The sequence below is a fragment of the Bradyrhizobium canariense genome (genome assembly GCF_900105125.1).
GTDB lineage: Bacteria > Pseudomonadota > Alphaproteobacteria > Rhizobiales > Xanthobacteraceae > Bradyrhizobium > Bradyrhizobium canariense_A.
Genome location: NZ_LT629750.1, coordinates 1,228,138 through 1,252,542 on the forward strand (window position 1 = coordinate 1,228,138; position 24,405 = coordinate 1,252,542).

Annotated in this window: 31 protein-coding genes and 1 other RNA gene; 15 read left to right on the top strand and 17 right to left on the bottom strand. The window is 58.4% G+C overall.

Annotated features, from left to right (window positions below; genetic code table 11):
• Positions 1–233 precede the first annotated feature (233 nt).
• From BLV09_RS06090 to BLV09_RS06100, 3 genes are all read left to right on the top strand, one after another.
• Positions 234–1,943, top strand: a complete 1,710-nt coding sequence (locus BLV09_RS06090; protein WP_146686647.1) for a methyl-accepting chemotaxis protein — start codon at positions 234–236, stop codon at positions 1,941–1,943.
• Positions 1,944–2,199: 256 nt separating this feature from the next.
• Positions 2,200–2,421 carry a hypothetical protein gene (locus BLV09_RS06095; RefSeq protein WP_100381917.1) on the top strand — a complete coding sequence of 74 codons (222 nt, stop codon included), beginning with the start codon at positions 2,200–2,202 and terminating at the stop codon, positions 2,419–2,421.
• Between the two features lie 13 nt (positions 2,422–2,434).
• A complete protein-coding gene (locus BLV09_RS06100; protein WP_100381916.1) occupies positions 2,435–2,641 on the top strand; it encodes a hypothetical protein in 207 nt (68 codons plus the stop codon).
• A 61-nt stretch (positions 2,642–2,702) separates the two neighbouring features.
• Here the strand turns inward: BLV09_RS06100 and BLV09_RS06105 are convergent, their stop codons facing one another.
• The 5 genes from BLV09_RS06105 to BLV09_RS06120 all read right to left on the bottom strand — a co-directional run bounded on the left by BLV09_RS06105 (position 2,703) and on the right by BLV09_RS06120 (position 6,757).
• Positions 2,703–3,140, bottom strand: coding sequence for a hypothetical protein (locus BLV09_RS06105; RefSeq protein ID WP_100381915.1), 438 nt, complete (start codon positions 3,138–3,140; stop codon positions 2,703–2,705).
• 331 nt (positions 3,141–3,471) lie between these two features.
• The gene (locus BLV09_RS06110) at positions 3,472–3,708 is read right to left on the bottom strand and encodes a hypothetical protein (RefSeq protein WP_146686648.1); all 237 of its coding nucleotides are present in this window, start codon (positions 3,706–3,708) and stop codon (positions 3,472–3,474) included.
• A gap of 149 nt (positions 3,709–3,857) precedes the next feature.
• Positions 3,858–3,995, bottom strand: coding sequence for a hypothetical protein (locus tag BLV09_RS37010; RefSeq protein ID WP_157809920.1), 138 nt, complete (start codon positions 3,993–3,995; stop codon positions 3,858–3,860).
• Positions 3,996–5,140: 1,145 nt separating this feature from the next.
• Complete coding sequence (locus BLV09_RS06115; protein WP_146686649.1) at positions 5,141–5,362, bottom strand: hypothetical protein; 222 nt, start codon at positions 5,360–5,362, stop codon at positions 5,141–5,143.
• Between the two features lie 1,116 nt (positions 5,363–6,478).
• Positions 6,479–6,757: a hypothetical protein gene (locus BLV09_RS06120; protein ID WP_157809918.1), complete on the bottom strand. Its 279-nt coding sequence runs from the start codon at positions 6,755–6,757 to the stop codon at positions 6,479–6,481.
• 356 nt (positions 6,758–7,113) lie between these two features.
• Between BLV09_RS06120 and BLV09_RS06125 the strand changes: the two genes are divergently transcribed.
• Positions 7,114–7,371: a hypothetical protein gene (locus tag BLV09_RS06125; RefSeq protein ID WP_100381912.1), complete on the top strand. Its 258-nt coding sequence runs from the start codon at positions 7,114–7,116 to the stop codon at positions 7,369–7,371.
• A 47-nt stretch (positions 7,372–7,418) separates the two neighbouring features.
• Here BLV09_RS06125 and BLV09_RS06130 read toward each other — a convergent pair whose 3' ends face one another.
• Complete coding sequence (locus BLV09_RS06130) at positions 7,419–7,640, bottom strand: hypothetical protein (protein WP_100381911.1); 222 nt, start codon at positions 7,638–7,640, stop codon at positions 7,419–7,421.
• A gap of 495 nt (positions 7,641–8,135) precedes the next feature.
• On the opposite strand from BLV09_RS06130, the gene BLV09_RS06135 reads away from it, so the two are divergent.
• Positions 8,136–8,636: a DsrE family protein gene (locus BLV09_RS06135; protein ID WP_146686651.1), complete on the top strand. Its 501-nt coding sequence runs from the start codon at positions 8,136–8,138 to the stop codon at positions 8,634–8,636.
• Positions 8,637–9,632: 996 nt separating this feature from the next.
• Here BLV09_RS06135 and BLV09_RS06140 read toward each other — a convergent pair.
• Together BLV09_RS06140 and BLV09_RS06145 are read right to left on the bottom strand one after the other, a co-directional pair.
• The gene (locus tag BLV09_RS06140) at positions 9,633–10,649 is read right to left on the bottom strand and encodes a TAXI family TRAP transporter solute-binding subunit (protein ID WP_433994384.1); all 1,017 of its coding nucleotides are present in this window, start codon (positions 10,647–10,649) and stop codon (positions 9,633–9,635) included.
• A 623-nt stretch (positions 10,650–11,272) separates the two neighbouring features.
• Entirely contained in the window at positions 11,273–11,515 is a 243-nt protein-coding gene (locus BLV09_RS06145) for a hypothetical protein (RefSeq protein WP_100381907.1), read from the bottom strand.
• 242 nt (positions 11,516–11,757) lie between these two features.
• Between BLV09_RS06145 and ssrA the strand changes: the two genes are divergently transcribed.
• From ssrA to BLV09_RS06165, 3 genes are all read left to right on the top strand, one after another.
• Positions 11,758–12,118: a transfer-messenger RNA gene (gene ssrA / locus BLV09_RS06150) on the top strand.
• Positions 12,119–12,293: 175 nt separating this feature from the next.
• Positions 12,294–12,530, top strand: a complete 237-nt coding sequence (locus tag BLV09_RS06155) for a hypothetical protein (protein WP_146686652.1) — start codon at positions 12,294–12,296, stop codon at positions 12,528–12,530.
• A 1,424-nt stretch (positions 12,531–13,954) separates the two neighbouring features.
• On the top strand, positions 13,955–14,200 hold the full coding sequence (locus BLV09_RS06165; RefSeq protein WP_100381905.1) for a hypothetical protein: 246 nt from the start codon (positions 13,955–13,957) through the stop codon (positions 14,198–14,200).
• Between the two features lie 782 nt (positions 14,201–14,982).
• Here BLV09_RS06165 and BLV09_RS06170 read toward each other — a convergent pair.
• Both BLV09_RS06170 and BLV09_RS06175 read right to left on the bottom strand, forming a co-directional pair.
• Positions 14,983–15,234 carry a hypothetical protein gene (locus tag BLV09_RS06170; RefSeq protein WP_349536742.1) on the bottom strand — a complete coding sequence of 84 codons (252 nt, stop codon included), beginning with the start codon at positions 15,232–15,234 and terminating at the stop codon, positions 14,983–14,985.
• A gap of 336 nt (positions 15,235–15,570) precedes the next feature.
• Positions 15,571–15,768 carry a hypothetical protein gene (locus BLV09_RS06175; RefSeq protein WP_146686654.1) on the bottom strand — a complete coding sequence of 66 codons (198 nt, stop codon included), beginning with the start codon at positions 15,766–15,768 and terminating at the stop codon, positions 15,571–15,573.
• Between the two features lie 245 nt (positions 15,769–16,013).
• Here BLV09_RS06175 and BLV09_RS06180 point away from each other — a divergent pair, with 245 nt between their 5' ends.
• The gene (locus BLV09_RS06180) at positions 16,014–16,217 is read left to right on the top strand and encodes a cold-shock protein (RefSeq protein WP_100386880.1); all 204 of its coding nucleotides are present in this window, start codon (positions 16,014–16,016) and stop codon (positions 16,215–16,217) included.
• Between the two features lie 275 nt (positions 16,218–16,492).
• On the opposite strand, the gene BLV09_RS37015 is transcribed toward BLV09_RS06180, so the two are convergent.
• Complete coding sequence (locus BLV09_RS37015; RefSeq protein WP_167558637.1) at positions 16,493–16,648, bottom strand: hypothetical protein; 156 nt, start codon at positions 16,646–16,648, stop codon at positions 16,493–16,495.
• Positions 16,649–16,944: 296 nt separating this feature from the next.
• On the bottom strand, positions 16,945–17,262 hold the full coding sequence (locus BLV09_RS06185; RefSeq protein ID WP_244548976.1) for a hypothetical protein: 318 nt from the start codon (positions 17,260–17,262) through the stop codon (positions 16,945–16,947).
• A gap of 65 nt (positions 17,263–17,327) precedes the next feature.
• Here BLV09_RS06185 and BLV09_RS06190 point away from each other — a divergent pair, with 65 nt between their 5' ends.
• On the top strand, positions 17,328–17,531 hold the full coding sequence (locus tag BLV09_RS06190; RefSeq protein ID WP_100381901.1) for a hypothetical protein: 204 nt from the start codon (positions 17,328–17,330) through the stop codon (positions 17,529–17,531).
• Between the two features lie 1,203 nt (positions 17,532–18,734).
• On the opposite strand, the gene BLV09_RS06195 is transcribed toward BLV09_RS06190, so the two are convergent.
• The 4 genes from BLV09_RS06195 to BLV09_RS37025 all read right to left on the bottom strand — a co-directional run bounded on the left by BLV09_RS06195 (position 18,735) and on the right by BLV09_RS37025 (position 19,643).
• On the bottom strand, positions 18,735–18,968 hold the full coding sequence (locus BLV09_RS06195) for a hypothetical protein (RefSeq protein WP_100381900.1): 234 nt from the start codon (positions 18,966–18,968) through the stop codon (positions 18,735–18,737).
• Positions 18,965–19,153 (bottom strand): hypothetical protein, encoded by a 189-nt coding sequence (locus BLV09_RS06200; RefSeq protein WP_100381899.1) that lies wholly within the window; start codon positions 19,151–19,153, stop codon positions 18,965–18,967. Before BLV09_RS06200 ends, BLV09_RS06195 begins: the two co-directional genes overlap by 4 nt.
• 76 nt (positions 19,154–19,229) lie before the next feature.
• Positions 19,230–19,406 (bottom strand): hypothetical protein, encoded by a 177-nt coding sequence (locus BLV09_RS37020; protein WP_157809915.1) that lies wholly within the window; start codon positions 19,404–19,406, stop codon positions 19,230–19,232.
• 66 nt (positions 19,407–19,472) lie between these two features.
• Positions 19,473–19,643, bottom strand: coding sequence for a hypothetical protein (locus tag BLV09_RS37025; protein WP_157809914.1), 171 nt, complete (start codon positions 19,641–19,643; stop codon positions 19,473–19,475).
• A gap of 688 nt (positions 19,644–20,331) precedes the next feature.
• On the opposite strand from BLV09_RS37025, the gene BLV09_RS06205 reads away from it, so the two are divergent.
• Positions 20,332–20,571, top strand: coding sequence for a hypothetical protein (locus tag BLV09_RS06205; RefSeq protein WP_100381896.1), 240 nt, complete (start codon positions 20,332–20,334; stop codon positions 20,569–20,571).
• A 357-nt stretch (positions 20,572–20,928) separates the two neighbouring features.
• Here BLV09_RS06205 and BLV09_RS06210 read toward each other — a convergent pair whose 3' ends face one another.
• Positions 20,929–21,156 carry a hypothetical protein gene (locus BLV09_RS06210; protein WP_100381895.1) on the bottom strand — a complete coding sequence of 76 codons (228 nt, stop codon included), beginning with the start codon at positions 21,154–21,156 and terminating at the stop codon, positions 20,929–20,931.
• Positions 21,157–22,094: 938 nt separating this feature from the next.
• Here BLV09_RS06210 and BLV09_RS06215 point away from each other — a divergent pair.
• The 4 genes from BLV09_RS06215 to BLV09_RS06230 all read left to right on the top strand — a co-directional run bounded on the left by BLV09_RS06215 (position 22,095) and on the right by BLV09_RS06230 (position 24,328).
• Positions 22,095–22,370 (top strand): hypothetical protein, encoded by a 276-nt coding sequence (locus BLV09_RS06215; RefSeq protein WP_146686655.1) that lies wholly within the window; start codon positions 22,095–22,097, stop codon positions 22,368–22,370.
• Positions 22,371–22,393: 23 nt separating this feature from the next.
• Positions 22,394–22,912, top strand: a complete 519-nt coding sequence (locus BLV09_RS06220; protein ID WP_146686656.1) for a hypothetical protein — start codon at positions 22,394–22,396, stop codon at positions 22,910–22,912.
• A gap of 337 nt (positions 22,913–23,249) precedes the next feature.
• Positions 23,250–23,939 (top strand): recombinase family protein, encoded by a 690-nt coding sequence (locus BLV09_RS06225; protein ID WP_244548977.1) that lies wholly within the window; start codon positions 23,250–23,252, stop codon positions 23,937–23,939.
• Positions 23,939–24,328, top strand: a complete 390-nt coding sequence (locus BLV09_RS06230) for a hypothetical protein (protein ID WP_146686658.1) — start codon at positions 23,939–23,941, stop codon at positions 24,326–24,328. Before BLV09_RS06225 ends, BLV09_RS06230 begins: the two co-directional genes overlap by 1 nt.
• Positions 24,329–24,405: the final 77 nt, after the last annotated feature.

A 24,405-nucleotide genomic window follows, 5' to 3' on the forward strand; every position in this document is an offset into this window, starting at 1 on the left:
ATCAGCGGTCCGCTCTGGAGAGTAGGCCGTTCAGCCTGCCTCCTTATGCTTAAAGACTCGTTAATGGTCTCCGTAAGCAGCGGTACCGAACGCCCGGCGGTGCGGTTCCACCGCTTCAACGCCACAAGCATGAGTTGCTAAGATATTAACGATTCCACTCTAATTTTTCTTGCTGGAATCACGAACTGCTTAGGCCGCAGTTCAGCGCATAGCACTCACTGGATGGATGGCGAATGCCAAAGCTGCTCAATATATTCTCGAACCGCTCGATCGCCGCAAAGCTCGCCACCATGACCATCGTGGGGGCCGTTTGCATGGCGCTTGTTGCTGCCACCGTGCTCCTGATCGCCCGTAGCCAACTGGTCACCGAGCGCGTCGAAAAGGCCCATGCCATCGTCGACGCCGTCTGGCAGATGGCCGACAGTTTCCAACGTGCGGCCGCCGCAGGTCAGATGACGGAGCAGGAGGCGAAGGCGAGCTTCTTCGCTGCCGCCAGCGCCGTTTGGTATGAGGGGCACACCAACTACGTCTTCATCTATGACACCGAGACCGGGATCTGTATCTCAAACCCCGGCGTTCCGACGCTGCTCGGCAAGGATATGCGTCAGGTCAAGGATGCCAATGGACTTCCCTTCGCATCCATGTTGATCGATATCGCAAGGCAGGGGCAGGGCAGCGTTCGCTATACTTTCCTCAGGAGCAGCACGGATCCCACCCCGCTCGACAAGGTCGCTTTCGCCCGCGGTTTCGCGCCGTGGCATTTGATGATCGGAACGGCCGAATACATGTCGGACGTGGACGCGTCATTCTGGTCAATGGCTCGGACGGCCTCAATTGTCATCGTCGTCTTGATGCTGCTGTCAATCGCTATTGCCTGGGCGATTACCCGCAGCGTCGTGAAGCCGCTGTTCGGCCTCAAGGAGCGCATGGCCTCCCTCAGTACGGGTGAACTCAATGCGCCCGTCGCCAACGCCGATCGTCCCGATGAAATAGGCGAGATGGCGCGCACCGTGCAGGTCTTCAGGGATGCCATGATCGAAACCAACCGCTTGCGCGAGGAGCAGGTGGCGGTCGAGCAGCGGCAAACGCAGCAACGCAAGATCGATATGAATAGTCTCGCCGATCAGTTCGAGAGCGAAGTGGGCGAAATCATCACCCTGGTCTCGACGGCTGCCGGCCAGTTGGAGTCTTCGTCCAGCACCCTGAGCAAGACGGCGGATACCGTTGAAAAGGTCAGTCACCGGGCGGCGAACGCATCGGGCGATGCCTCTGCGAACGTCCACTCGGTTGCTGCGGCCAGCGAAGAGCTGGCGTCCTCGGTTGCCGAAATCAGCCGCCAGGTCGATGCGTCCGCCCGTATTGCCGGCGAGGCGGTCGAGCAGGCACAAAAGACCGACGCCCGTATCAGTCAATTGTCACAGGCGGCGGCCCGGATCGGTGACGTTGTCGATCTCATCCAGAGCATCGCGGGACAGACCAACCTGCTCGCGCTCAATGCGACCATCGAGGCGGCTCGCGCCGGCGAGGCCGGCAGAGGCTTCGCGGTCGTCGCCGCGGAAGTGAAGACGCTCGCCGAGCAGACGGCCAAGGCCACGGGCGAGATCAGCCAGCAAATCAACGATATCCAGTCGGCAACCAAGGAATCGGTCACGGCCATCAAGGAAATCGGTGCGACCATCGGCCGGATTTCGGAAATCTCCTCCACGATTGCATCTGCCGTCGAGGAGCAGGGCGCTGCCACCCAGGAAATTTCCCGCAACGTGCAGCGCGCCGCGGAAGGCACGTCGCAGGTCGCGACCGATATCTCCGACGTCCAGCGCGGTGCGTCCGAGACCGGGATGGCATCGTCACAGGTCCTCTCAGCCGCGCAGTCGCTGTCGAACGAGAGCAATCGGCTGAAGCGCGAGGTCGGAAAGTTCATGAACACCGTCCGCGCGGCCTGAAGTCTCCGGTACCGCCGGCAGACCTTTCTTGGCTCGACCGGTGACGACGATACTTCGCCGGTCGCTGTCGGCGGAGGGGCTCTATTATGATCCGTTCTTGGCCGTGGGCTTGGGCGGGTTCGCGCCGCCAACGCGCTATTTCTAATGGTTCAAACTTCTCTAACATGATCGCTCAATTGCCCAGCCGTTCACGATCCCAACCTTAAAAGTTTGGGTTTATTCAAGTCTCCGTCGAAGAAACGGGCGGGGGCTCAAAATGACGATCGAAACAATCGCAATTCCTGGCGCGGTCTTTGCGGCTGCCACGTTTGCCGCGGTGACCTATGAGCGTCGGATGGACGTTCTGTACGGCCCCTACATCGAGGGCCGCGCGACTTTTTCCGCGGCGCAATTTTGGCAGCCGGTGCATGCGGCCGCTGATCGCCTCGGATGGAAGGCGCGCAACGTTATCTATTTTGCTTCGGTTATCGCTTGCTGAGCCGGGTGCACCGATGAACGTCGACCAACTTCCCGCGCGCGAGCGGCCTGAATTCAAGATTGTCTGCAGCGATTGCGGCGGGCTCTCGATCAAGGTCGCGGATCCCGCGAACTGCCCTGTCACCACGCTGGTCGAGTGCAGACGTTGCGGCGCCGTCCGCGGGACCGTGGGAGCCCTGCAAGACCTTGCGCGGCGCAGCGCCGATCTGTTCGAGTTCTGACCGGACTGGCGGCGCGCAAGATCCTCCGCGTAACCGGCCGAGGATTATGATTTCGAGAGATTTATCGAAGCGAAATCGCCAACCCGCTCAGATCGGCATTCACCATCAGGCCGGTCTGGCGGCCTTGCAGGGAGAGGACGGCGCCTTTTTCATTGCTGAGGACGATCCCGCTTACGCCGCGACCGACTGCGGCGCCTGCGCCTCCGGCACCATATACGCCCGCCACGTCGGACGGGCCGCGGATATTGGTCACCGTGCCGGCCAGGTAAGTCTCCGCTGCGCCGAACACCAGGCCCGCGCTCAGCCCGCCAATCGACAGCGGGTAGCGTCGACCGTGAAACGTAAGCGTCCCACTGCCGCCGGACGCACCGATAAACCAGCCACCCTTGAGCACCGAGATGCGGATGGTGCCGCTGTCGGCCTGGGCCGCGGACGATAAGCTCACACCGGCGATCGCAACGAGGGCCGCGAGGGTCGTACGAATTCCGAGCGCGCGCATGTCAATTCCTTTCGAAGGGAGAGCCGGTTGATGGCTGGAGAATCGGCGGGGGGCCGGACGGCCTGTTCAGACGTATAAGCCGCTGTCGCTGAGAGTCGCAATGACCGTGGTCCGGACCGGCTCCGTCAGCCCAGGGCGGGGAGTCTGATTTCGGCGGCGTATTCCTCTGCTCGCTGGGCTTACGCTCAATCGCCGACGGCTGTGATTTTGTGCGCAGCAAGTCGTTGTCCGAACGAACACATTCGGGATGTGCGAGGTGTGGATATGTTGTGGATATGCTGCGGATAACTCGGCAGCCAGCCGATCTGGCGCCTTTAGAGGGATGGCCTTCTTACTTCGCTGCGTCCGCGTCCAGGCAGTGAACCAGGAAGGCGGTCCGGTCCCGCGGCACGACCTTCTCGACATCGGCCTTGTGCGCGCATTCGTTCTGCCTGATCTGCTCCGCCCGGCGCTTTTCCGCGGCCTCGCGGTATTCGGGCGCGACCTTTGTCGGATCGACGAGCTTCTGAGCAAAAACGGACGGGGTAAGGATCAGGGCAATCAGCACGGCGCGAATAACAAATTTCAATTTTGCCTCCTGAAAAGACTGCAATACGAGCCATAAAATGCAAACCATATGCCGCGGCCGGCCTGCCGTTCGATGCCATTCGCCGGTCGCGTGACACGCATTTCAAAATTTGAGGTGCAGGCTGAAAATGCGACGTCGCAATCCGCGTCTTAAAAATAGACGCCGAAGCCCTTGAGTATTTCTTTTGCCAATTGCGGTAACGCTGGAACCAGCCGTCCTCCAAAAAGGGCTTGGTCGGCGGTATAAAAGGCGATCCAGCCAGCGGCCGCACCGATCATCGCTTTCATGAAGCCAGCGTGACAGATCGAACTTAAGCTTTCCTGAAAGACACTTTCGCGCTGCCCAGGCGCTACGATAGGCGATCAGACGGCAGGGTCACTGCGGCGGGTTTTCTTCGAAATGATCGAACCCGGCGGCCGGAATCCCAATTAATCCGATATCGCCGACTGCAGATTGTGCAGAATCGAGAGCGGCATACTATCAACCTCGGACCTTGCTGTTTCCGTGAATAGCCGCAGCGCTCCTGCGAACTGGCCGTGTTCAAGTGCGCCGTTGCTTTGAAGGCAAGCCACCAAAATCTTGAACGCTGCCATGGTCGCAGTACCATATGCCGCGATCGCTTCGCCCTCGGGCGACAGTTCCAATTCTGCGCTCAATCCCGTGCCCTCTGGCTGGCGTTTGATCCTTGGCGGGCTCGGCTGTGCCATGGAGGGAGCCCTGACTTCGGGAAATGTTCCAGCAATGGAACCTGCACCTATCCGATCAAGATATCGCGGCAAACAATACTCGTCTTGATCTCAACCACAAAAGATTACCGATCAGGGGGCTCAGCGCTGTATTCTGTGAATTCGTGTGCAGCAAGCCTCTGCTAACGGATCACATTCTCAGGTTTTGAGGGTGTGGATATGCTGCGGATGACTTGACCGGTAACGGGGTTTCCCGATCCCTATTTTCGATTTTGGCCTTCGATCCGCGCCATAACATCGTTGGCCCGCCTGGATCAGCCAAGATAGCTCTATGGCGGCTTGTCATTTGGCGGTCGCGACATTTCTCTTTTGGGAGCCGGTCGCGTGGATTGCGTCGCCTCGCGGCCTGCGACCGCCACGATCAGGCATGCGCACTTCTTGGTCTTGGACGACGATCTTAAGCGGAAAATGCGTTCCTGATGCACCGGTATTCGTACGGTGCAGGAGACAGGTCGAAATTCACCGATCACGTTGCCTAGGTTCGAGAGCGGGCTTTGCCTGCATCCTCTAACGACATCGACTCTACGTCCCCGGGGAGGGGCAGATCACGAGGTCCGGACTCCTAGGCACTCCAGGCCTCGTGTGTTTTTTGGATCAGCGACATAGACCGCATTCCCTGCAAGAAACTGCCTCGTCGCCTGCAAGCTTGCGAGCTGGTCCAAGTTGTCGGCGGGGGTGCGGTAGCATCATTCGGACAGGCGCTCTTCGCTCAGCAACCAAGAATGGATGACCCGCCATTTGTCTCGCCCCCGCGATTGGAAATCGAGCAGTGGAGACCGGGCATCCTGTAGCTCAAAAAAGAACTTTAATGAGTCTTTGCCAGTTGGGCCGCCGGGTTCAATGGACTGCGCCTGAAGCCAGCGATCCCATTCCCGAACGATCAGAGTTCTTACTTCTTTCTGTTTCATGCAAAGCGCGTCCTCAGAAGGAGGGCAAGCCCGGGGAGGGCTCGGGGTGGTCGCGCTGGTCTGGACGTTGTGGGCAGCACCAATCGGAGCGATCGGCTAGCCACGTCGAAAGCGTTTGGCCTGCCGCCGCGCCAACTAACGCTTTCGTGTTCCACTGTGACATGGACAACTTAAGTGTTTCTGAACGTGTACGCTATGCCAATTGAAGGTGATGTGGCCGCCGGGCCGATAGCTTCAATCCGCAAAATACCATGCCAAGCCCGCCAATTTGGTGACAGCCTTGCTGGCTCGCTGCTTCCTTTTTGCGGTTGTCTGCTCGAGCTGGCGCAGCACGCGAACGCCATCGCAGCTAAGGTTGCCGTGCGCCCTCGCAGGGTAAAAAGCGATCAGCGCAATCGGCAATCGCAAAACACGCGAAGGCCGCGAATCACGGTTTTCCGCCGGCTTTCAATTAAGGCGAGGATGGTTCTTTAAATCTTTGATGATTTTATGAAAGGGCCGCACACCGCCGAGCGGCCTATAGCCGGGTGCCGCGCCTTCAACCTACCCCAGGCAGCGTGCGCCCGGCTATTTGTGATCGCAGCTCTCGCCGGTCGCCTTCGTTCGCTGACCGAACGATAGATCATCGCGCCGCTCGCGATTGCTGCTTGGGCTGCGGTCAAAAGGAACCCTTAGGGGAAAATTTACCATAAATCGGCAGGCTGAATTCAGGACCGCCGCGTCGCCGAGTTGGTCGGCCAACTCTCAGTTCGCTGGGGATCAAGATGTTTGGCAAATGGCCTTCAGTGGCTGCCCTCAAGCAGGTCGGGAGACTCTTGGCATTATTGGCTTGTGCGATACTTCTGCCGGAGAACGCGGATGCCGCGGATCTGCGCCTGCGCATAAAGCCAACGGCCGAGCGACACGATACGACGCCGGCGCCTGAGACACGCGAGCGGCTCTTTGAGCAGTTTTTGCGTTGGGTGAGATCGCATCAGCCCGGCTAAAAAGGTGATCCGGGCGTTCTCGGAGCGATGGTGCGGCGCACGTAAAACCCGACAAGAGAGCAGGCATCCTCTGTGCAATCCAGCATGTTTCACGCCGAACAGGATGTGACGTTCCCACCGGGCTGACGCTCTATGGTGAGCGCGGAATTCTCGGTCCCGTCGACAGGCCCATATTACGACAATGCACATTGAGATAGCCACCGATGCGTCCGGCCAACCCCGGCATTCCCGGACGGAATTTATCGCTGGGGCCAACCATGGTTTCCGCTGTCGGGCTCGTCATCATAATGGGGTGGGTTGGGCTCCATGAGCCGTCCATATTGTAGAAAAATTCGCTGCAGTTCGGCGCAGCCTGCGCCGACGATGTCATGCCGCAGAGACCCAGACTGCCAACCAGGACAAGGCTCATCACGACCCCTGTTCCTCGTTTGGGAGGGGGCAGGCGAAGGCTGAGGATAAAACTGTGTTGCAAGGCCGTCTCCGTCGCTGAAATGGTGGAATATCAGCATCGGCATATCGCTGGCGGATTACCGCCTGATGTCAGACCTCCCGGGAGCAACGCTCCGCTCGTTGCTCCCGGGAGCAGCGAGCGAAGCGTTGCTGCGTTGCCGGCTGTCTTGGCTTGGGCCTTCGAGACCCCGCCTGAACCGAACCGTTGCTGATACGCTATCGGCTCGGCTCCTTCGGTACCGGCTGCAACGCCGTTAAAAAGCCCAGCCGGCATGAGAGGGCAGGCGGAGCTTCACAACCATGCGGGATGGTCTGATGGCAAAAAAGGGAATTACGGGCCACGACGAATGGGTCGTCACGGAAGCATTGGCGACGGCGCTGGTCGCCCTGGAACAGCTTCCGCCGAAACACCAGCCCCGCACTCATATGGACGACGTGCGGAAACTCCTGGCCGCCGGCTGTCAGCCCGGGACGGTCAACCTGCATTTGGCTCAGGCAAAGTGCAGGTTGTTCCCCGGCGTCGATCCGCTGACCATCTATCACGAATACGGCCTTGAGGACGGGCAGGGCTGAGAATTCCCTTGTCAGCGCGGCGGTCAAAACGAAATCCGAACTAAATTTCAGTTGGAGATACGACCGTCGCTGACTAACCAGCCGTGGACGATGTGCCATTTGTCGCGCCCCCTTCCTTGGAACTTCAAAAGAGGCGATTGCGCGTCCTTCAGTTCAAGATAGAACTTTAGAGAGTCTCTGCCGGTTGCTTGGTCAGGCTTGATCGGCTGCGTTTTGATCCATTTTTCCCACTCGTGGATTATCAAACGCTTCGCTTCTTCGCGCTTCATAAACTGCTCCGCCGCGCCTTGCTTGAGACGGCGGCAGAGTTCCGAGCAAATGCTTACAAAATAGTTTGCTGCGACGATGAAAGTCGGCGGTAACCCACTATAGTTTCTTAGAAGGCGCAGCGAGAGACCGCCCGAAGGCGGTCTCTCCGGGCTTGATGAAGATTTGCCATCAAGCCGCGCATGCGCGCCGTTCTCCGCCGATCATAATCCCCAGTCACCTTGGCGCGCTTCATCTATGCAGCACCCGCGCAGTCTGTGAAGTTAAAAAGCCGGTTGCAAACTAAGGAACAAGGATAGCGTTGCTTGTACGACACAATGGCGGGCCGCCACACAAGGCGATCTGACGTTAGATCGTCGCCAAGCGACATTGCGTAGCGAGCCGAATGACACTTAGTCCGCACGAATTGCATTTTGGTTTGACTGGACCGATGTTACACTCGTTCAGTTGGAAGTTATTTCCTGGAAGTAATTTTTGATTTTTTTAGGGAGGATATTATGCGTACCGAATTTCGTCTGGCAGCAATCGTTGCTTTCGTCTCGTTGTCGCTCATTTCCCAAGGGTTTGCAGCGAATACCAAAGCACAGCATTCCATAAAGCCTCATGAGGCCGTCATTAAATCTCATCCTCATCGCATGGTCATTCAGGTCGATCAGGATGATCCAGCGGTTATGAATCTCGCGCTGAATAACGCAACCAATGTGATCGATTATTACCGCGCCAAGGGCGAGGACGTCGATGTGGATGTCGTTACCTATGGCCCTGGTCTGCATATGCTGCGCGCCGATACATCGCCGGTGAAGGATCGTATCAGGAATTTGAAGGACCACGCCTTTCCCAGCAAGATTCAGTTTTCGGCGTGCAACAATACCAAGGAAGGCATGGAAAAAAAGGAAGGCCACCCGATCACCGTGGTGTCAGAGGCCGTCATCGTTCCGTCGGGCGTCGTTCGGTTAATGGAATTGCAGGAGAAGGGCTGGAGCTACGTCCGGCCGTAACTGCGCTCTGTTTCTCTGGCGGTATATTGTCTGCTGCCACAGGCGCCCATTTGCACGCCGCTTCAACTTTTCTCCGGATGGGGTCCCATCCGCCGAGCTGGAATGTGGCTTCATGGCGGGGACCGACCCGATCGGCTACGCTAATCGTCAGTCGTGCGCCATCTGTTAACGACCGCAAAAGCCCGACGGTATCACCACTGTAGGTCGCGGTCTTTCCATCCGCGGAGGAAGTCCAAGGCGATCTAACGAAGGGTTGGTCGTTGATTTCATAGTCGACCTGAAGTTGGCCTGGACGCGGCGTGACCCATGCGCCTTCGGTATGAACCAGGAGTTCGGTGCGTTGTCCGCGACAGCGAACGGTCAGCGTGTCGGGTCCATCTTTCGTGCTCGTCGTTGCGCGGATCACGGCCCTGACCAGCGGACTATAATCCACCGGAGACGTGGTCTCGCTCACCACCCAGTTCGGCTGTGGCTGCCTTGCGGGAATGGCGGCCGTTTTGGGGGGCATGTCTGGCCGGGCAGCCTCGATCGGCCTGTCGCGTGGGAGGGGCGCGGGCATGGCCGACGGGACTGTCTCGGGAGTTGCCAGCAGCGTCCCATTGGGTTGATCGGCTGAGGTATCCCCAGAGGGACTTTCTAATGAACCTGTTCGAGCAGATCTCGGCTCCTCGGGCGGAACGCTCCCGGAAGAAACCTCGGGCGCCGCAGTATTAGGGAGCGGTCCTGTTCCGGCTGCTGCCGAAGATGTTTCCGGCGCCGCCAGCCCGGCCGAACTTGGGGACGGGACATGCTCCAGGCATGCAAGATGGTCATCGCGTACTTTCTGATAACATTCAAATCGCCGAGCAGGATCATTGGCGAGGTTGGCGCAGATGCCATTTGCAAGGCGAGCTGCCTGGAAGCACGAATCCAGTCCAGTAACGCTCTCCTCCAGGGATTGAGCACAAGCGGCGCCGCCTGCAATCGAAAGCGCCATCACGATGAGCCGGGCGCCCATCATCGGCTCCCGCTTTGCCTGGTTGCACCATCCAGCCAGGCCTGAGCGGCCGGAAAACGCTCAAGGCCGGGGACAGGTGTCGCCAGATTGAGATCCTTCCATTTGGGGTCGAAGCCGGGCGACCGCAGCTTGTCGACGCGGCCGAAAAGCTCGTCGACAAACCGCGCCACCCGATTATAGCGCGGCGAGGCAGGGCGCCAATTGAACGAAGCCAGGATTGTAGGAACCGCAATCGTGGCGATCCGTTCACCCTTGGGGATCAGGTTCGGGTAATCCGCAGAATCGAGATATGACTCGACATAGTAATCAGAAAATTTCGGACCGTATTCAACAGGCAGGAACTTGAATCCTTCCTCCCACTTTCCTTTCACGAACGCGTCGACCGGTTTTGAAGTTACAAAGACGACGGCGGCAATCTCTCCGCGCTTCATTTGCTCCAGCGCCGCGGGGTGCGGGATAAACATCTTCTCAACATCGAACCCAAGGCGGCTGAAAATCAGCGGGCCGGAATAAGCGGCGGCGGTGCCTTGCGTATTGAAGTTGACTTTCTTGCCGGCCAGGTCCGCGAGTGATTGAATTTCCGGTCGGACGAAGATGTGAAGTTCGGAGGGAAACAAGCTTAGTACATAAGTGATGCGCTGCTGAATTTGCGGGACCTGGGATTTGTACTCTTCGAGAGAGTCACTGTTGATAATGGCCATATCAACTCCCCTGAGATACAGGAGATCATTGACGTTCTCGGTCGGGCCACGGGTTACGATCGGAAGAACGTGCATCGCGCCGCCATCGTTCACGACGCGTGCCATTTCTGTCGCGAAGTGAATTGGTGCGCCCTCGAGAAGACCGCCGGCCAGACCTATGGTCCAGGCGTTGAGGCGATCTCGAAGCTGAGCCTCGGTCGAGTTGTCCGACAGAGGCCGAGAGTCTCTCAACGCTCGACGAGTTTGCGCAATGCTTGAACTGCAGAGCGCAACGGCAACCAATAAAAATAAAACGACTCTCGCTACAAATTTCATCGTCATACTCAATATAAAAACTAGGGAATGAAAGATGATATAATAACATAATTTTATCAAAAAGTTAGATCTTTCGGAAGACTGCCTTGGGACAGCGTGGCTGACATTTAGTTCTGACAACGGACTCGATGCTAACGATCGATCATGCCGGGGCGCTGCGTCACTTTCGGCGGGCACGAAGGATCATGAAAGCGCGCGAGATCGATCCGCATTTGTGGACGCAGCCGGATGAGGGGCGGCGATCGAACCACAAATCATTCGAACCTTTAGATTCGCTACGCAGACTTATTTAGTTGACCTAAATTTCGGAAGGTGCGGACGCCGACAAAGCGTTGCGTTCGAAGAGCATCGCGGAATGCCACGTAAAGCTTGCTGACATCGGTCGTTGTGATCACGCGCTAGAGCCGTCTGCCACGGTCTGAAAATCTGATCGCGAGTGAACATCCGCTCGCTAAGCTGAGCGCCGGTGTTGCGATCGCCTTCGAATGTATCGGCTTGACGATGAAGAGGCCCCGGACGTCTAGTCCAATATCGACTTCCGTAGCTGATGACGGATTTCCGCTAGCGCGCGGCCCCGCCAATCCTGCATCGAAAGCGGGGCTTTGCGGGTGGATCCTGCAAACTTACTTGGAAGCGTTGGTGATCTTGTGCTCCAGATGCCCGGTCTCATGATCACGGCGGAGCTGGCTCAGCGAAGTCTCGTTCAAGTGAAGCAAAACTTCGCTCAGCTTTTCGGTTTCGGGATAGCCGGCGGCAAAGCTCTGTCCGTAAATCTTGCGCAACGTGCGTATAAGCGTGTTTCCGTGCTTGCCGCTGATTTCGCCATCCTTGTTGCGGTGGCGATTGTCGAGACCCGCTTTGCTCATGCTGCTCTCCCTTTTTCGCAGCCCGAGGCCTAGATTGTCCCTCGTGGTTCGGGAAAGCAATGGGCTTTAGTCCTGCGTCAAGCGAGCGCTCCCAAGCCTCGTGCGGCCAGCTCCCTCGCGATCCCCAAACCATCCAGCCGTGCGTTTCCGGTTTCGCGCGATGGCTCTCGAAACCTGAAAGCTCGGCGCTCTCCACAGGCGGGAAATCTGTTCCGCCCAGGGGCGTCTTGTGGTTTGGATCAAGCCTAGCTTTCTCCCGCAATCGCGCGTAAAGACCTCGTGTCGCAAGACGATGGCGCTGAAACTCTGAGCGGACTGCGGGCAGACCCGGGGGCAGTACCCGGCGCCTCCACCTTAGCAGCTTGAGCTTAAAGGTCTCATTTCGGTGAGATTGATTTTGCCGGAAGGCCGAATTCCAAAGCTGCTAAGGCGGGGGCGAACTAGGATCGATGGTCGCGAAGAAGCTCTGAATTGTGCTCGGCATGATACCGCCGTTATCGGGTCAAAAACCTAAATGCAAACGATAACGTTGCATTGAACGAAGTGCGCCTCGCGGCGTAACCGTTCGGGGTAGGTCCACCTAGCAACAGAACGGCCATCGCCGCGTCATTCCTTCGGGAGTGGCGCGGCTTTTTGTTTTCCGGCCAATTTGCTTCCCGGCCAAGCAAGCCTGCGGAGGCCGCTTCCGCTGGCTGTGTCAGCCTGGCACCGGGTCGGCCAGAACCGTGGCTGGCATCCACTTTGCATGTGGTCATTGCCGGAGCTAGGAAAGGGCCTGATGTTCGTTACGCTTATTGCCGTTCTCTGCCATGGTCTGTCGGGAACTCCCGGCGCGTGTGTGGAAGAAATCGTCACCGACAGCTCAAAGAGCGATATCACTCTCCAGAGTTGCATGATCCAAGGCCAGATTGGCATCGCCAAATGGATGTCGGAGCATCCGATCTACCATGCCGATTGGACGCTCCAGCGCTATAAATGCGCGCCCGGTCACTACGAACTGCACGTCAAGGCATGACCGATGAGACCGGCTTTCCGGGCCCGCGCCATCGCGGCACAGTGCTGCGGATGGCGGCGCTGGTTCCGTGAAAGCGTAGCGTCCAACTTCAATCGACCGCCCGCGTATGGGAACAAGGGATATGCTTGAGGTTTGGAAGTCACAGAGCGTGCAAGAGACCGCCTCATCCTTTGGCTGTGGGGCAGACAGGATGAGGCGGTGAGTCAAGGGTCGTAATCGGCGCCGCCGCAGCCGACGAACGCAAAGTTCGAGTGTGATTCGGGCGGCTTGAGGGCGATCGGTTTGAGTGGAAAGCGGGCGATGCGCGCGGCCCTTTTCAGGATGATGAACGCGCGAGCGAACTCGATAGCTCACGCGGATTCAGCGCTTGCAGCGGGTCAGGATACCGATCGATCCTGCTTCCAAAACTCTGTTTGCAAGAGGAGGGGCGGTCACAAGTTTTTTATTGCTCCGGCCACACCGTGGGGGTGCAAATCGGCGAGGGCCCCAAATCTCTATTGGGGAGGATGCTCTGGCACGATGTTCGCATCCTGACACATCGTCTTTAGCTTTGGAGCGCACATGGGTGAAGTTGTACGATTTATCCCGAAATCTGACCTTGAGCGGGCCCGTTTAATTCGCGAAGCCCGCGCGATCTATGAGAGCATATTCCCGTCGGCTGATCCCGTCAGCGAGCAGCGAAACCCGAAGCAGTGAGCACTGCTCGCGGCACGAAACCGGCGATTGTCTGACGATTCTCGCTTCAGACCGGGCAGCTCTGAAAACCTCTGAAGATTTCACGAAATCGGCGTGGGGACCGCAACGGTGCTTACGCGTCGTTGATTGCCGCTTGGCAGAGCCGTCAAAGGCGCGATCAGAGGGTGCTCAACGAAATGATGAATCAAGCCGGCGAGTGCAATAAAAATCGTGGGCCAACAGAAGTCTCACGAGGGTCGGGTGCAGGGTGTCGCTATAGGGCACGCCGATTAGATTGAGAACCGAATCGCAAATCGCTCTGGGCATGTGCGCCCGAAGGATTACCTCCGATCGGTTTTTTGGGGACGCCGCAATCTCGCAAAACCTGACGGCAGCCTCGGCGTCACGCCGTTCTCCGGCGCGCTACACCATCGGCACGGAGTTCCAGTGCCACCGCACGGGCAGGCGTGCAAACCGTCCCACGGCTTGTGAGGATGACGCTCACAGATCCAGCCGCAGTCGTCACACAGCGTACATTTCATCAATTAAATATCATCAAGCAAATAATTCCGTGCCGAGGCTTCGTACATTTATCGTAAGAAAAAGGCCATTCACGAGCACGTGCATGAACGAGCTTTCGAAGGAGACTGGCCTCCGTCGATATCGCGGGGCTTGGTTTCAGTCAGGTTCGGACATAGGAACGATTAGCCAATGCGGCAGTTTAGACCGGCAGATCGCGGAGTTCTGCCGTGGCGAAGGCACTCGTTACCAAGCAAGAACTGGCCCTTATCGCGCTGCAGGAAATCCGAAGGTTTCCGGGAAGCGAGCACGTGACCACCGTGGAGGTGGAGCATCAGATCGACAAGGTGCTTCAGACCAACTGGACGTTGCACGTCTTCACCGGAGAGGGCGCGAACATGGCGCGCATCCAGTTCGCAATTAACACGACGCGGAAGAGGCTGCGGCATCGGTACGACTTGCGACCGGAATCCTGATCGCGGCGAACTATTCGGCAGGCTTGGCGCGGGTCCTGTTTTCCCGGGCAAGCGAGACGTCCGCACCTCGGGCATCGGGAAGGTTTTAGCCCCCGGGGGCAGGTCCAGAACCGTCGACCGGTATTATGCGTATTTGGCAACCGGACGCTCCGGCAGCAAATGAGAGGTCTCCCGAACCGTGCCATTCCTCCTCAGGTAGAGCAGTCAGGGACTTCTATTTAAGTGCGGAATGCGCGGAGACGGCGTTAATTCCGCTGATTCCAGAGCGACGGTGCTTCGTTAGCAACCAGTTTTCAACCATCTTGGACTATCCTGGCAGCCATGGGGACTCGGACCGACCATTCAGGAAAGACAGCGCTGCGAGCGCGCGCAAGAAGCGCTCCGGCTCTGCTCGATGTCTGGCTCGAGTTTTTCGTCAAGATCGAGGGACCCAAGAGACGGCGCGCCGCCGAGTTCCGGCGCCGTCGAGACAATCCCACGCGCCGCGCTCCGAATAGAAATTCTCAGCTCAGGTCTTCCGGTTCTGTCCTGTAAGCGGCTGTGACCCGGCATTCGCTCCTCTGGACTGAACCAGCGCGGGCGACTTTCCTATAGTCGGCAAGAGGCATTTGGCACAGGCGCTTTGGCCGCCGGGCGCATCATCGTCGAATGGATTCGGCTGTCTTTCTGGCGCAATGACCTCGCGGCCAGTCGCGCAATATCCAACCGTCGCCTTCGGTCGATCGCGGGGGAGAACGCACGAAAGCGGGCTGAGAGGGCTCTGCTACCGGCCGTAGCAATAACTATCTCGTCAGGTGGTCCAGCATAGCCTTGCAGGCTTCTTCGGCCTCAGTGAGCGTTCTAAAGGGCGAGCCGCCAACCCTGATGGCGCACTTGTTCTGATGGATCGGGCGCCACGACGCCACGAATCCGGTTCGTCCGTGGAAGCCGGGACCGCTGCGGCTCTCATAACTGATCACGAACGAAAAGCCGTCGTCGCTCGCGTTCCAGATCTCCATATCCTCGACGGGATTAACGACACGGGTGAACTGCATGGCCATCTGACCGCGTTCAGATAGGGGTTTTCGATCCATTTGGCTTCTTAGCTCCGCGGCGCTTTGGCGGCCTTGCGAAGACAGAAGTGAACGTTGCAAAGTCCGGCGCCGGAACTTAGCTGGCGCGCTTAAAGCTGCAACGAAAGTCGTTTATTAAGCTAAATACCAGCGTTTCCGGTTAATTCTGGAACTGCACCCAAACTGGCTTGAGATCGCGGATCAAACGCTGTCCCAAGGACAATTGCCAGCACGGCAGCGCGGCTGTCCCCGCAAAGCCCGCTATCCACGGCGGCTTTCCCAGGGAGAGGCTTTCCCAGGGAAGGGGGCGTTAGCCGATCAGCGGCTGCTGGCGGTAGAGCGATAAGCCTCTGGCTGATCGACGGAACCCAGATAGTGGTTTGTCAAATAGACGGCACCGACTGACAATACAATTCCCAGCACGACGGCTAACACCGTCGGGACGATAAATTCAAATGTGATCACCTTGCGGGTCATCGCTAATGCGCTCTGACCTATCTCGAGCCAGATGACCACCTTCTGCCGATCCGGGGAAGTAGAAAATCGGGCCGCCGCCGAACTAGGAGAGGTCTCGGGGCATCGCCGATAGCGACGGGCTCAGCGAGCAACGGAATATCCATCGCGTCACATTCATCGGTAACGAAGTCGAGCGGCAGCTCGCCGCTGCGAAGCCGCCGGGCTGGTCCCGGCGGCTTTTGCTTGCGATGTAGGGGGTGACCGACCTAAGCTGTCGCCGCGTGGTTTTAAAAGGGAGTGAGGAAGTGGCGACAGGTACTGTGAAGTGGTTTAACGCGACCAAGGGATACGGATTTATTCAACCCGACAAAGGCGGCAAGGATGTATTCGTGCACATCTCAGCCGTGGAAAAAGCTGGCTTGAGTAGCCTCAACGAGGGCGCCAAGGTGAGCTATGAAGAGACGGAAAACCGGGGCAAGACATCCGCCGAAAATCTAAGGGTTGGCTGAGAGCGGCAATTTTTCCTTGGCCCGCCGGTCCAAGCCGGCGGGCTTTTCATTTGCGGAAGGGGCTAGCCTACTCCGCAGCGTCAAGCCGCAAAACGATCGCTGGTTCGGCTGGCGCTGGCCGGAAGGAATATGACAGCAGCATGTAATCGCACGCAGGACACTCCAATGCGCGGATGTCGCCAAAAATGCGCATCAGCGGTGTTGGCGCCGCAATCATCACGGTGTCGCACTCAGGGCATCGAACATGTTCTGACTTTGGCATGCTTCGTGTCCTCTCAGAAAAACCCGCCGCTTACGTCAAAGCCGAGCGCGGCCATGCTGAGTGAAGCGAGCAGCCCGACGGCGCAGAAAAACAGTACGATTGTGAACGGACGGTCGGCGTTCGCTTTGGCGGCCTCGCGCATAAGAACGTTTGCAACGATCACATTCATGGCAAGCTCCATTCCGCTTCAATGGAACTTCAGTATCAGGCGTTCGTTTCAGAACACCTTCGCGGAGCCACGAAAACGGTTTCGTCGGAGCCGGAATTGCTTCGTGGCGGCCAGTTCAGGCGACGAGCGGTGGCAGCCCGCCGGGCCGAACCGGCCGGCGCTGGTGATTGGGACGTTGAACGATCGAATAAGTGATGGTCCACGCACCCCGCTCGAATAGGAGCCATAGCCAACTGAGCGTCACGATGCTGATGGTGGCGAGATAGACGACCTTGAAGGCGCGCCCTCATCCCACTTTAATTGGCGTGGCCGGGGAATAATTTGTCGGTAGAGCGATCAAGACGCTTCTCGGAGCCTCGCCCCTCGCTCAGATGTCCAACCAGTTCACCGGACAGGCGATAAATATTGATTCCTTTAAAATCGTAGAGCTTCTTGCCAGTGAGGTCGAAAATTGCCTCGCCGTTGACGATGCCGACGTGGATTCCTTTGCTGTTGACGATGTTGCTGCTCATGACTGGCTCCTGTCGAATCCCCGATTGGAGGGCTTGCGCCAGTTGGGCGGCGATAGCCAGACAAATCGCGGCGACATTTTTCTTGCCCGGCAGATGGTACACGGTTCCTTCGCCGGGTGAGCAAAATTGACCACGCTCCAATGGCCGAAAGGGGCCATACTCTGATCATGGCCCCCAAATCGAAAATCCTTACCCGCGAAGAGTTCACCTCCCTGCTTACTGTCGGCAACGCGTTCGCCGTAACTGATCCGCCAGCCGTGATCCCCGCCGAACATAGCGCCAGGCTGATCGCACTTGGTTACATGGTGGATCTGTCCGGCAGGCTCCGGATGACGACTCCCGGCCGACAGCGGATAGCGGCTGGAATCTGAAATCCGCGCTGAGAACAAGCCTGCACCCTGCCGTGCCATTTCTCCGTAGAGGCCCAAATGAAAAAGCTTTCCGTGAATCTAGACGAACATGAATGTCCGGCCTGCAATGGCACCGGAGGCCAAGCTGTCATGCAGCCCGTGCAGCCGGGCCGGAGAATTTATCCCGCGCGGTGCAAGGAATGCGGGGGTAAGGGACGGGTTATGGCAGCCTCCACCAACTGAGACGCCCTTTGCTGCAATTGCCGTAGCTGCTCTTCCAGATCGCGGGTTAACTGCGTAAGCCGCTCTTTGGTAAGCGGGTCATCATGGTCTTTAGCCATCGGCGCGCCTGTTCAAGCCGCCGTTCCAGTTCTTTGCGATCGGCATCGGGTGATCTAGGCCACCGAGGCTGGAAACAGGCCACCTGCGAGATTACACCTCACGGACGAGGCGAGGTGAGGGGAACCGCTCGAAAGAACCAATGCGCGGTTGTTTCCATGACCACCATCGTGCCTAAGTTCGGAGATGAATTAGTTGCACTGTGCTGAACGACCTTCGCTCCGATCGAACCCATGCTCAGCGAATAGACTGATCGGGGATTTCCATACTGAAATGGAGGGGCTAAAACGCTCCGCCGTTGTAACGGCCTAACGGAAACGCGAGTCCAGCTGACTGAACCAGGAGTTTTTAGATGCGAGGTGATTGGAAAACCGCGGACGAAATCCGTGCATAGAGTGATAGCATTCGCGGTGACCGGAGGCGCAGCATGGCATCGTTGAAACGAGGCGTTGGCGCCGCTCCGCAATGAAACTTGACAGGCCGCGAAGGGTGGACTCCTCCAAACACGGGGATCATGGCTCACCGCCCATTTCTGATGCAGTGCTGGCCCTTTTCCTGGTTGTTCTCGCAGCAGTGCTTGTGCTCGGTTACCTGTTCCTCAACAAAATGGTTGATATTTCGCGTCAAGGGGACTGCATGCTGGCTCACCGCAAAAATTGCGCAGCTATCGAGTTGTTATCCAATAGTCAGACGACGTAGGGAGCTCGGTAGCCCATGGGCGCAATGATCAAGCTGACCGAAAAGCGGCTGACCGCGCCCAGACCCGCTGGCATGCAGGCCCAATCGAAGGTCGAGTCTTTCGTCAGACTTGTGCCGCACCGCATCCCAAGCGGCGACTAGCAGGAAGAAGGCGGACGAAATCGTTCCGTGCCGGCCATCGCGTCGCTATTTTGCTTTTTTCTTCGGCTTGGCCTTCGTCGTTGCGCCCGGCGTCCCGGCGGCCTCCCGAGCAAGTCGCTCGGCCTTGAGGCGCTCGTGGTTCTTGGAAAATGCCTTCTTTGCAACCTCGTGCTCAGTCATTGCCTTTTCGGCATCGACCTGGCGAAACGCCTTGCGCGCGTCGCGCTCCGCTTTGGTCATCGGCTTGGGTGGTTCATACTCGCCCGGTGCCTTTGTCATTTCTTCGCCTTCAGCTCCGCCGCCTCTCGCGCCAGCCTGTCTGCTTTGAGGCGTTTGTGGTTTTCATGGAATTCTGGCTCGGCTTGGCTGTCCGATATCGTCTGCCTCGACGCCAGCGGATTGAGAGCCTTTCGCTCGAGTTCGTCCGCAACCTGTTGCTCGGCAGACCGCTTCGGCTTGATCATTGCTTTTCCCTTTAGCCCGAGCTCGACTTTGCGGGCTCAGGGACTTCGTTGTGCTGACCGCGGATTTGTCAGCGAGCTAATACATCCCCACCAGTGGCAGCACCCTTTGCAGGATGGCGCCGAGACAGATGAGGACGACGAGCAACTTCAAAAGCTGAGCCAGTCTGCGATCATTGGCAAATCTGTCGATCGCCCAAAAACAGATGGCCCCAATGACGACGATAATCAAAACACCGATCAAAACTGAAATCATTGCGCTCCCCTTCGCCACCCGTCGCCATTAGTAGCGCGGGAATCGGCCGCGCGAAAGGCGATAGCTTTAGCGCAAATCAGTGACCCCGCCGGCCTCAGAGCCGTTGGCTTCGAGCTGATCGACAGGGCCAAGGTAGTGGTTCGTCAAATGGACGGCGCCGATTGACAATACGATCCCCAGGACCGCGGCTAACACGGTCGGGACAACAAATTCAAAGGTGATCACTTTGTGGGTCATCGCGCTAACTCGCTCTGACCTACCCCAAAGCCAGATGACCATTTTCTGCCGAGTCGGGGAATTGAAAATGAAGTGCGCCGGGAAAGGGGGAAGCGTTATCAACGTAAATCCTTTGGGGAACAACCGCGATCGGCGCGAGGCGCCTGCGGTTTCGACGATCTCGAAGGAGGTTATAGGTGAATCGAAGGCGTTACGGAGGTCGTGAAGCGTCGGCGCCGATCGACAAGGAGGCGCAAGCGGCAATGCCTGGCGGCTGCACAAGGCGGTTAAAGCGGCCAAACACGGGGATCTGGGCTTCTGTCCCGCGTCATGGCGCAGTGCTCTTGCGTCACCCAAGAGCGCGCCAGATTTGTCCTACGATCTCCCACCAGCCGACGAGCGCAAAGATAAGACCAAAGCTGAGCGCGATCGCCAACTCGGCAAACCGATAGTAACTCATCGGGCCACCCTCATCCGCTATCCCGCCGGCACGATGGCGGGGCCAAGGCAGAAAAGCGCCGCTGGCATGAACTATTGGCGAAGGCGGATAGGACGTCCGCGCGGTCGAGGGGCGGCCGCGCTTGCACCCGTAACGCTCGCTTAACGGATCGGGCGCACCATCTTTGCGACCTTCTTTGGTCACGTGTGTGCGTTATTGGAGAGCCGTCGCTGTCTCAACCCGGCGGCGGCTTTTCCGTGAGGCGGCCCGATGAATTATGCGGAATTCACCAACGACAGCCTGACCATGATGTACGAGGCCGTCCGTGGTGCGCTGGCGGCCGATGATGCGTTGAGGGGCGAAGGCGAAGAGCCTCGATTTCGCGTTCGGGAAACGCCGGAATGGAAACTGCACGCCAGTGCGCTTGAAGCGGAGATGCTCAAACGGGGAATGTTTTTCGGCGCCATCGACTGGTCAAGCGGTCAGCCCGACCTGCCCTTTGAGAGGTGAGGGGACGCAGGTCCCGTGTCGGCTATCTACGCGTGGGAATGTCGTCTACGGCGATGGTTCCGGTGCCTGGGCTCGTTCCGAATAACCCAATGGAACAAGCGCGCTTTCAGGCCGGGGCGCGGCTTGCGTGTCGCGAGCACGGTGAACAATGCGCCGTTCAAGCCTAACCAACAAATCCCAATGGTGCTGAGGACTGACATACGCTGGACTCCAGCCCCCACCTTGGAAGACAACGATTAAGGGGGACTGAAGTTCCCTCGCGCCCAGCGCGGGGCTGGAATCGCCCAATGTGATGGCCCGGAACGACCGGCATCTGACAGCCCGGAATCCAAACCCTCGCCAGCGCCCTCCCTGGAGTCAGGGGAGGGGCGTTTCCGACCTTACCGTCGTTCCGAAGTAGGTCGGCGATTGGCCGTTCCTTTGCTTCGCAATAACTTTCCGGAAATCCGCCGCGACCTGGCCGTAGTAACCAGCAAGCTCCTCATAGAAGTTTCGCTGGTAGCCGTCGGTCGCCTGTCGCGCCCACTCTTTGCATTGGGCGGTCTTGCTTTCGTATTTCTCGACCTTTGTTTCGAGATCAGTCATCACGCTGCTCCACGCAACACTACACAGTCGTCAGTAACAAGCTGACAGAAATCCGGTGCGAAAAGATGGCGGCGTTGAGGAAGGCGAAATGCCCCTGCGGCGCGGAGGGCAGCGGCAATTGATTTGCCCACACGGGCCGTTTTCGAAGAAGAACCAGCTAAGTGCTTGATTTACATGGTGAGCGGGAGGGACTCGAACCCTCGACCCCATGATTAAAAGGCTGGCGTCCCGCCAGCGATATCAATCGGCATTCCGACATAACCCCCTTTCGATCCCGCATTGAACCGAAAGGAGAAAATGACCGTGTCGGAATGCAACTACTGGCCAGCCAGCCCTGCCTGGCCGGACCGCTTTGTGGTCGAACGTGACGATGGGCTCTGGTCGATCGGCTGGACCGATGACGCCGGCGGCCCGTTCGAAACCCACTTCCGTTCGGCGCCCAGCGCCGACGATCTCTCGCGATCGTCGGTTACGGGATGCTGGCCGCCTGCCAAAGCGCACAAAGGCAGCCGTTTCGAAACTGACGACCGCGGGAGGCCACAAGGCCCATCTCGTCCATCGGGCACGGTCCGCGAGCCTAACCAGGGCTGCGGGACACCGTGCGGCAACATAAAAGCGGCGGCTCACGAGGTCCCGCAGGAGCAGGCAACGGCTAGCGTCGACCTGCAGATAGCTGCCCGCCGACGGATCGGTGGTGCAGTGTTTCCGCGCCATTAAGCGAGCGTAAAGGCCGACAGCATGACCCCGGCCTCCCTCAATTGAGGTTGCTTCGATCCGTCTGTGTCTCGAGAGGATACGTCCGAAAGTTTACGGACCCATGGCTTCGCCCCTAGTAGGCGAAGCTGTGCCCACTCCCGGATCTGAACCGAAGTTTACAGATTGACTCCGTCAACCTGACGTGGTGCGAAGCGACGGGAACCAAGCGGGGGGAAGTGCGAATGTCGAACGTCGAAGAAATCCAGATGATCATCAATGTCGTTTCGGCGGTCGCCGCGATGCTGGCCGCCAAAATCTGGCTTGAGGCATCCATGATCAAAATCCCGCCCTCAACCTCTGATAGTTACGGTGGACAGGGGCCATTCAGGGATTCGCTCGTTCAAGCCTCTCAAAAGAATAAACTTGCGGCGGCCTGGGCGGCTGTCGCGGCCATATGCCAAGCCCTCGCGCTGTGGGTCGGCGCCGGCTCTTATTTTTGGCATAAGCTGTCTGCCTGACGGGCACTGACAGGGTGAAGAATATGGATGTCCTCGAATATTGGGCACCAAGGATTGATTGGAGCCGTTTTGCTCAAGGCGCGGTGTCCGATCGCATGTGGCGGGCTTTCAAAGATCTGGTAATGCTCTGTCACTCCGTAGAGCATTGGCGCGAGGTGCATCGTTCCCTTCAGATGACCCGGCCGCCGCAGCCGTATTACATGCCGGAAAGCCGCCACTATCGAAAAAAACGCCTCGACGAGTGGAAGCGACCAATCACGCAAAGCGAGAACCATATGCATCGCGCCGCCCATTTGGCGGACGAAAAGGTCGCCGAAATATCTTACCTGATCTCCCCAGCCGACGAAGGTACCCCTGACTGGAATCTGTACTTCGCTGCGGCCTTATCGATTGGCCGGACACTTGGTCATGAACGAGCGCGCTATAAAAGCGTCGCCTTCGACGCTTTCGATGCCGCGGAACTCTCAGAACCTGATCCAAGCGTCATTGCGAGCCAATGGCTAATCAGAGCTGGCCTTCCGCACCGCCAACCACACCTCTGAGCCAGCCAATCAAGACAGATGCGCGCCGAAATAAAAATCCGGCACGCGGTTTGCACCGCTTCGACCGGGGTGGGGGTATGGCCCGGCGCATCATCCCGGCAGATGGCGCCGGGCCGGTCGTCTTGAGTGGGGCGCGGCAGAGGCAAGGCGTGAGCTGCCCTTTTCTCACGCGGTGCCCAAGACCCTGGGCGCGGTCAGCATTACCCTCTGGTGCCCCTTGCGGGGCTGGCCTTCCCCTCTGCCGCTCGTAATTATAGCAGGAAGCCCGATTGACAGCGGGGAAATGTCCGTTACGAATACCTCAACGACAGTTGACGTGTTTGTAACGGAGGCTGCCTTGGCTACAAACGATGGAAAGTTCGTCTGCTATTACCGGGCAAGCACTGGCCGCCAAGGCAGATCTGGGCTTGGCCTCGATGCGCAGCGCGCAGCGGTGGCAACGTATCTCAACGGCGGTGCCTGGCAGATCGTCGACGAATTCACCGAGGTCGAGAGCGGCAAGAACTCCGATCGGCCGGCGCTGGACAAGGCCCTGGCTGCCGCCAGGCTGCACCGTGCCTCACTGGTCGTTTCCAAGATCGACCGCCTGACCCGATCGGTAGCGTTCCTGTCGCGATTGCTTGAGGCTGGTGTCGATGTCCGTTTCGCAGATCTTCCGCAGATCGAAGGCGCTACGGGACGATTCCTGCTTCAGCAGATGGTTGCGGTGGCTGAGCTCGAGGCCGGCATGATCTCGGCACGCACGAAGGCCGCGTTAGCGGCGGCCAAAAAGCGCGGGAAGAAGCTGGGCGGCAACCGCGGCGTCAAACCAACCGCAAAGATGCGCGCGTTATCCACGGCGGCCATACAGAAGCGCGCGGACGTCAGGGCGGCGGATGTCGCGCCGACCGTGAAAGCCCTACAGGCGGCCGGGAAAACGAGCCTGCGGGCCATTGCAAATGGTCTCAACGAGCAAGGCATTCCGACAGCGCGCGGCGGCGGGACATGGTCCGCGGTGCAGGTGGCGCGCGTGCTAGAGCGCCTCTGATGCCGGATCAAGCTAAATCCAGCTACACCGTCGCACAGTTCATTGTCGCCGTTGACGGCTTGTCGGAACTGACGCCACAGTCTGACCAGCTGCCTTTGGCTGCAGGTCATGCCAGCTTCAGGCATCAGTGGATCGGTTGGCTCAAGGAATATCTCACTCCCGGCTACTACAACCGGCAGAATTTCGTCGACGATGCGCGGACTGCCTATCAACGTCTCAACAACGGCAGAATGATCGTCTGGCTCAACGAGGCTGCGGGCGAGGATCCTCGTATCATCCAAGCAGCGATCGTCGCGATGGAGAAGCGCGAAGCGCCGCAGACGGAAGCAATGTATGCTCGGCGTGTTCTGCCTTGGCAGGGCGTCGCACGGCTCCTTTTCAAGCGATAGAAGCGCCAGGGGGCGGCCGGGTGAGGCATTTGGTGCGACTCTCCCTCCAGCGCCCTCACTCGAATCGAAAGGTGAAC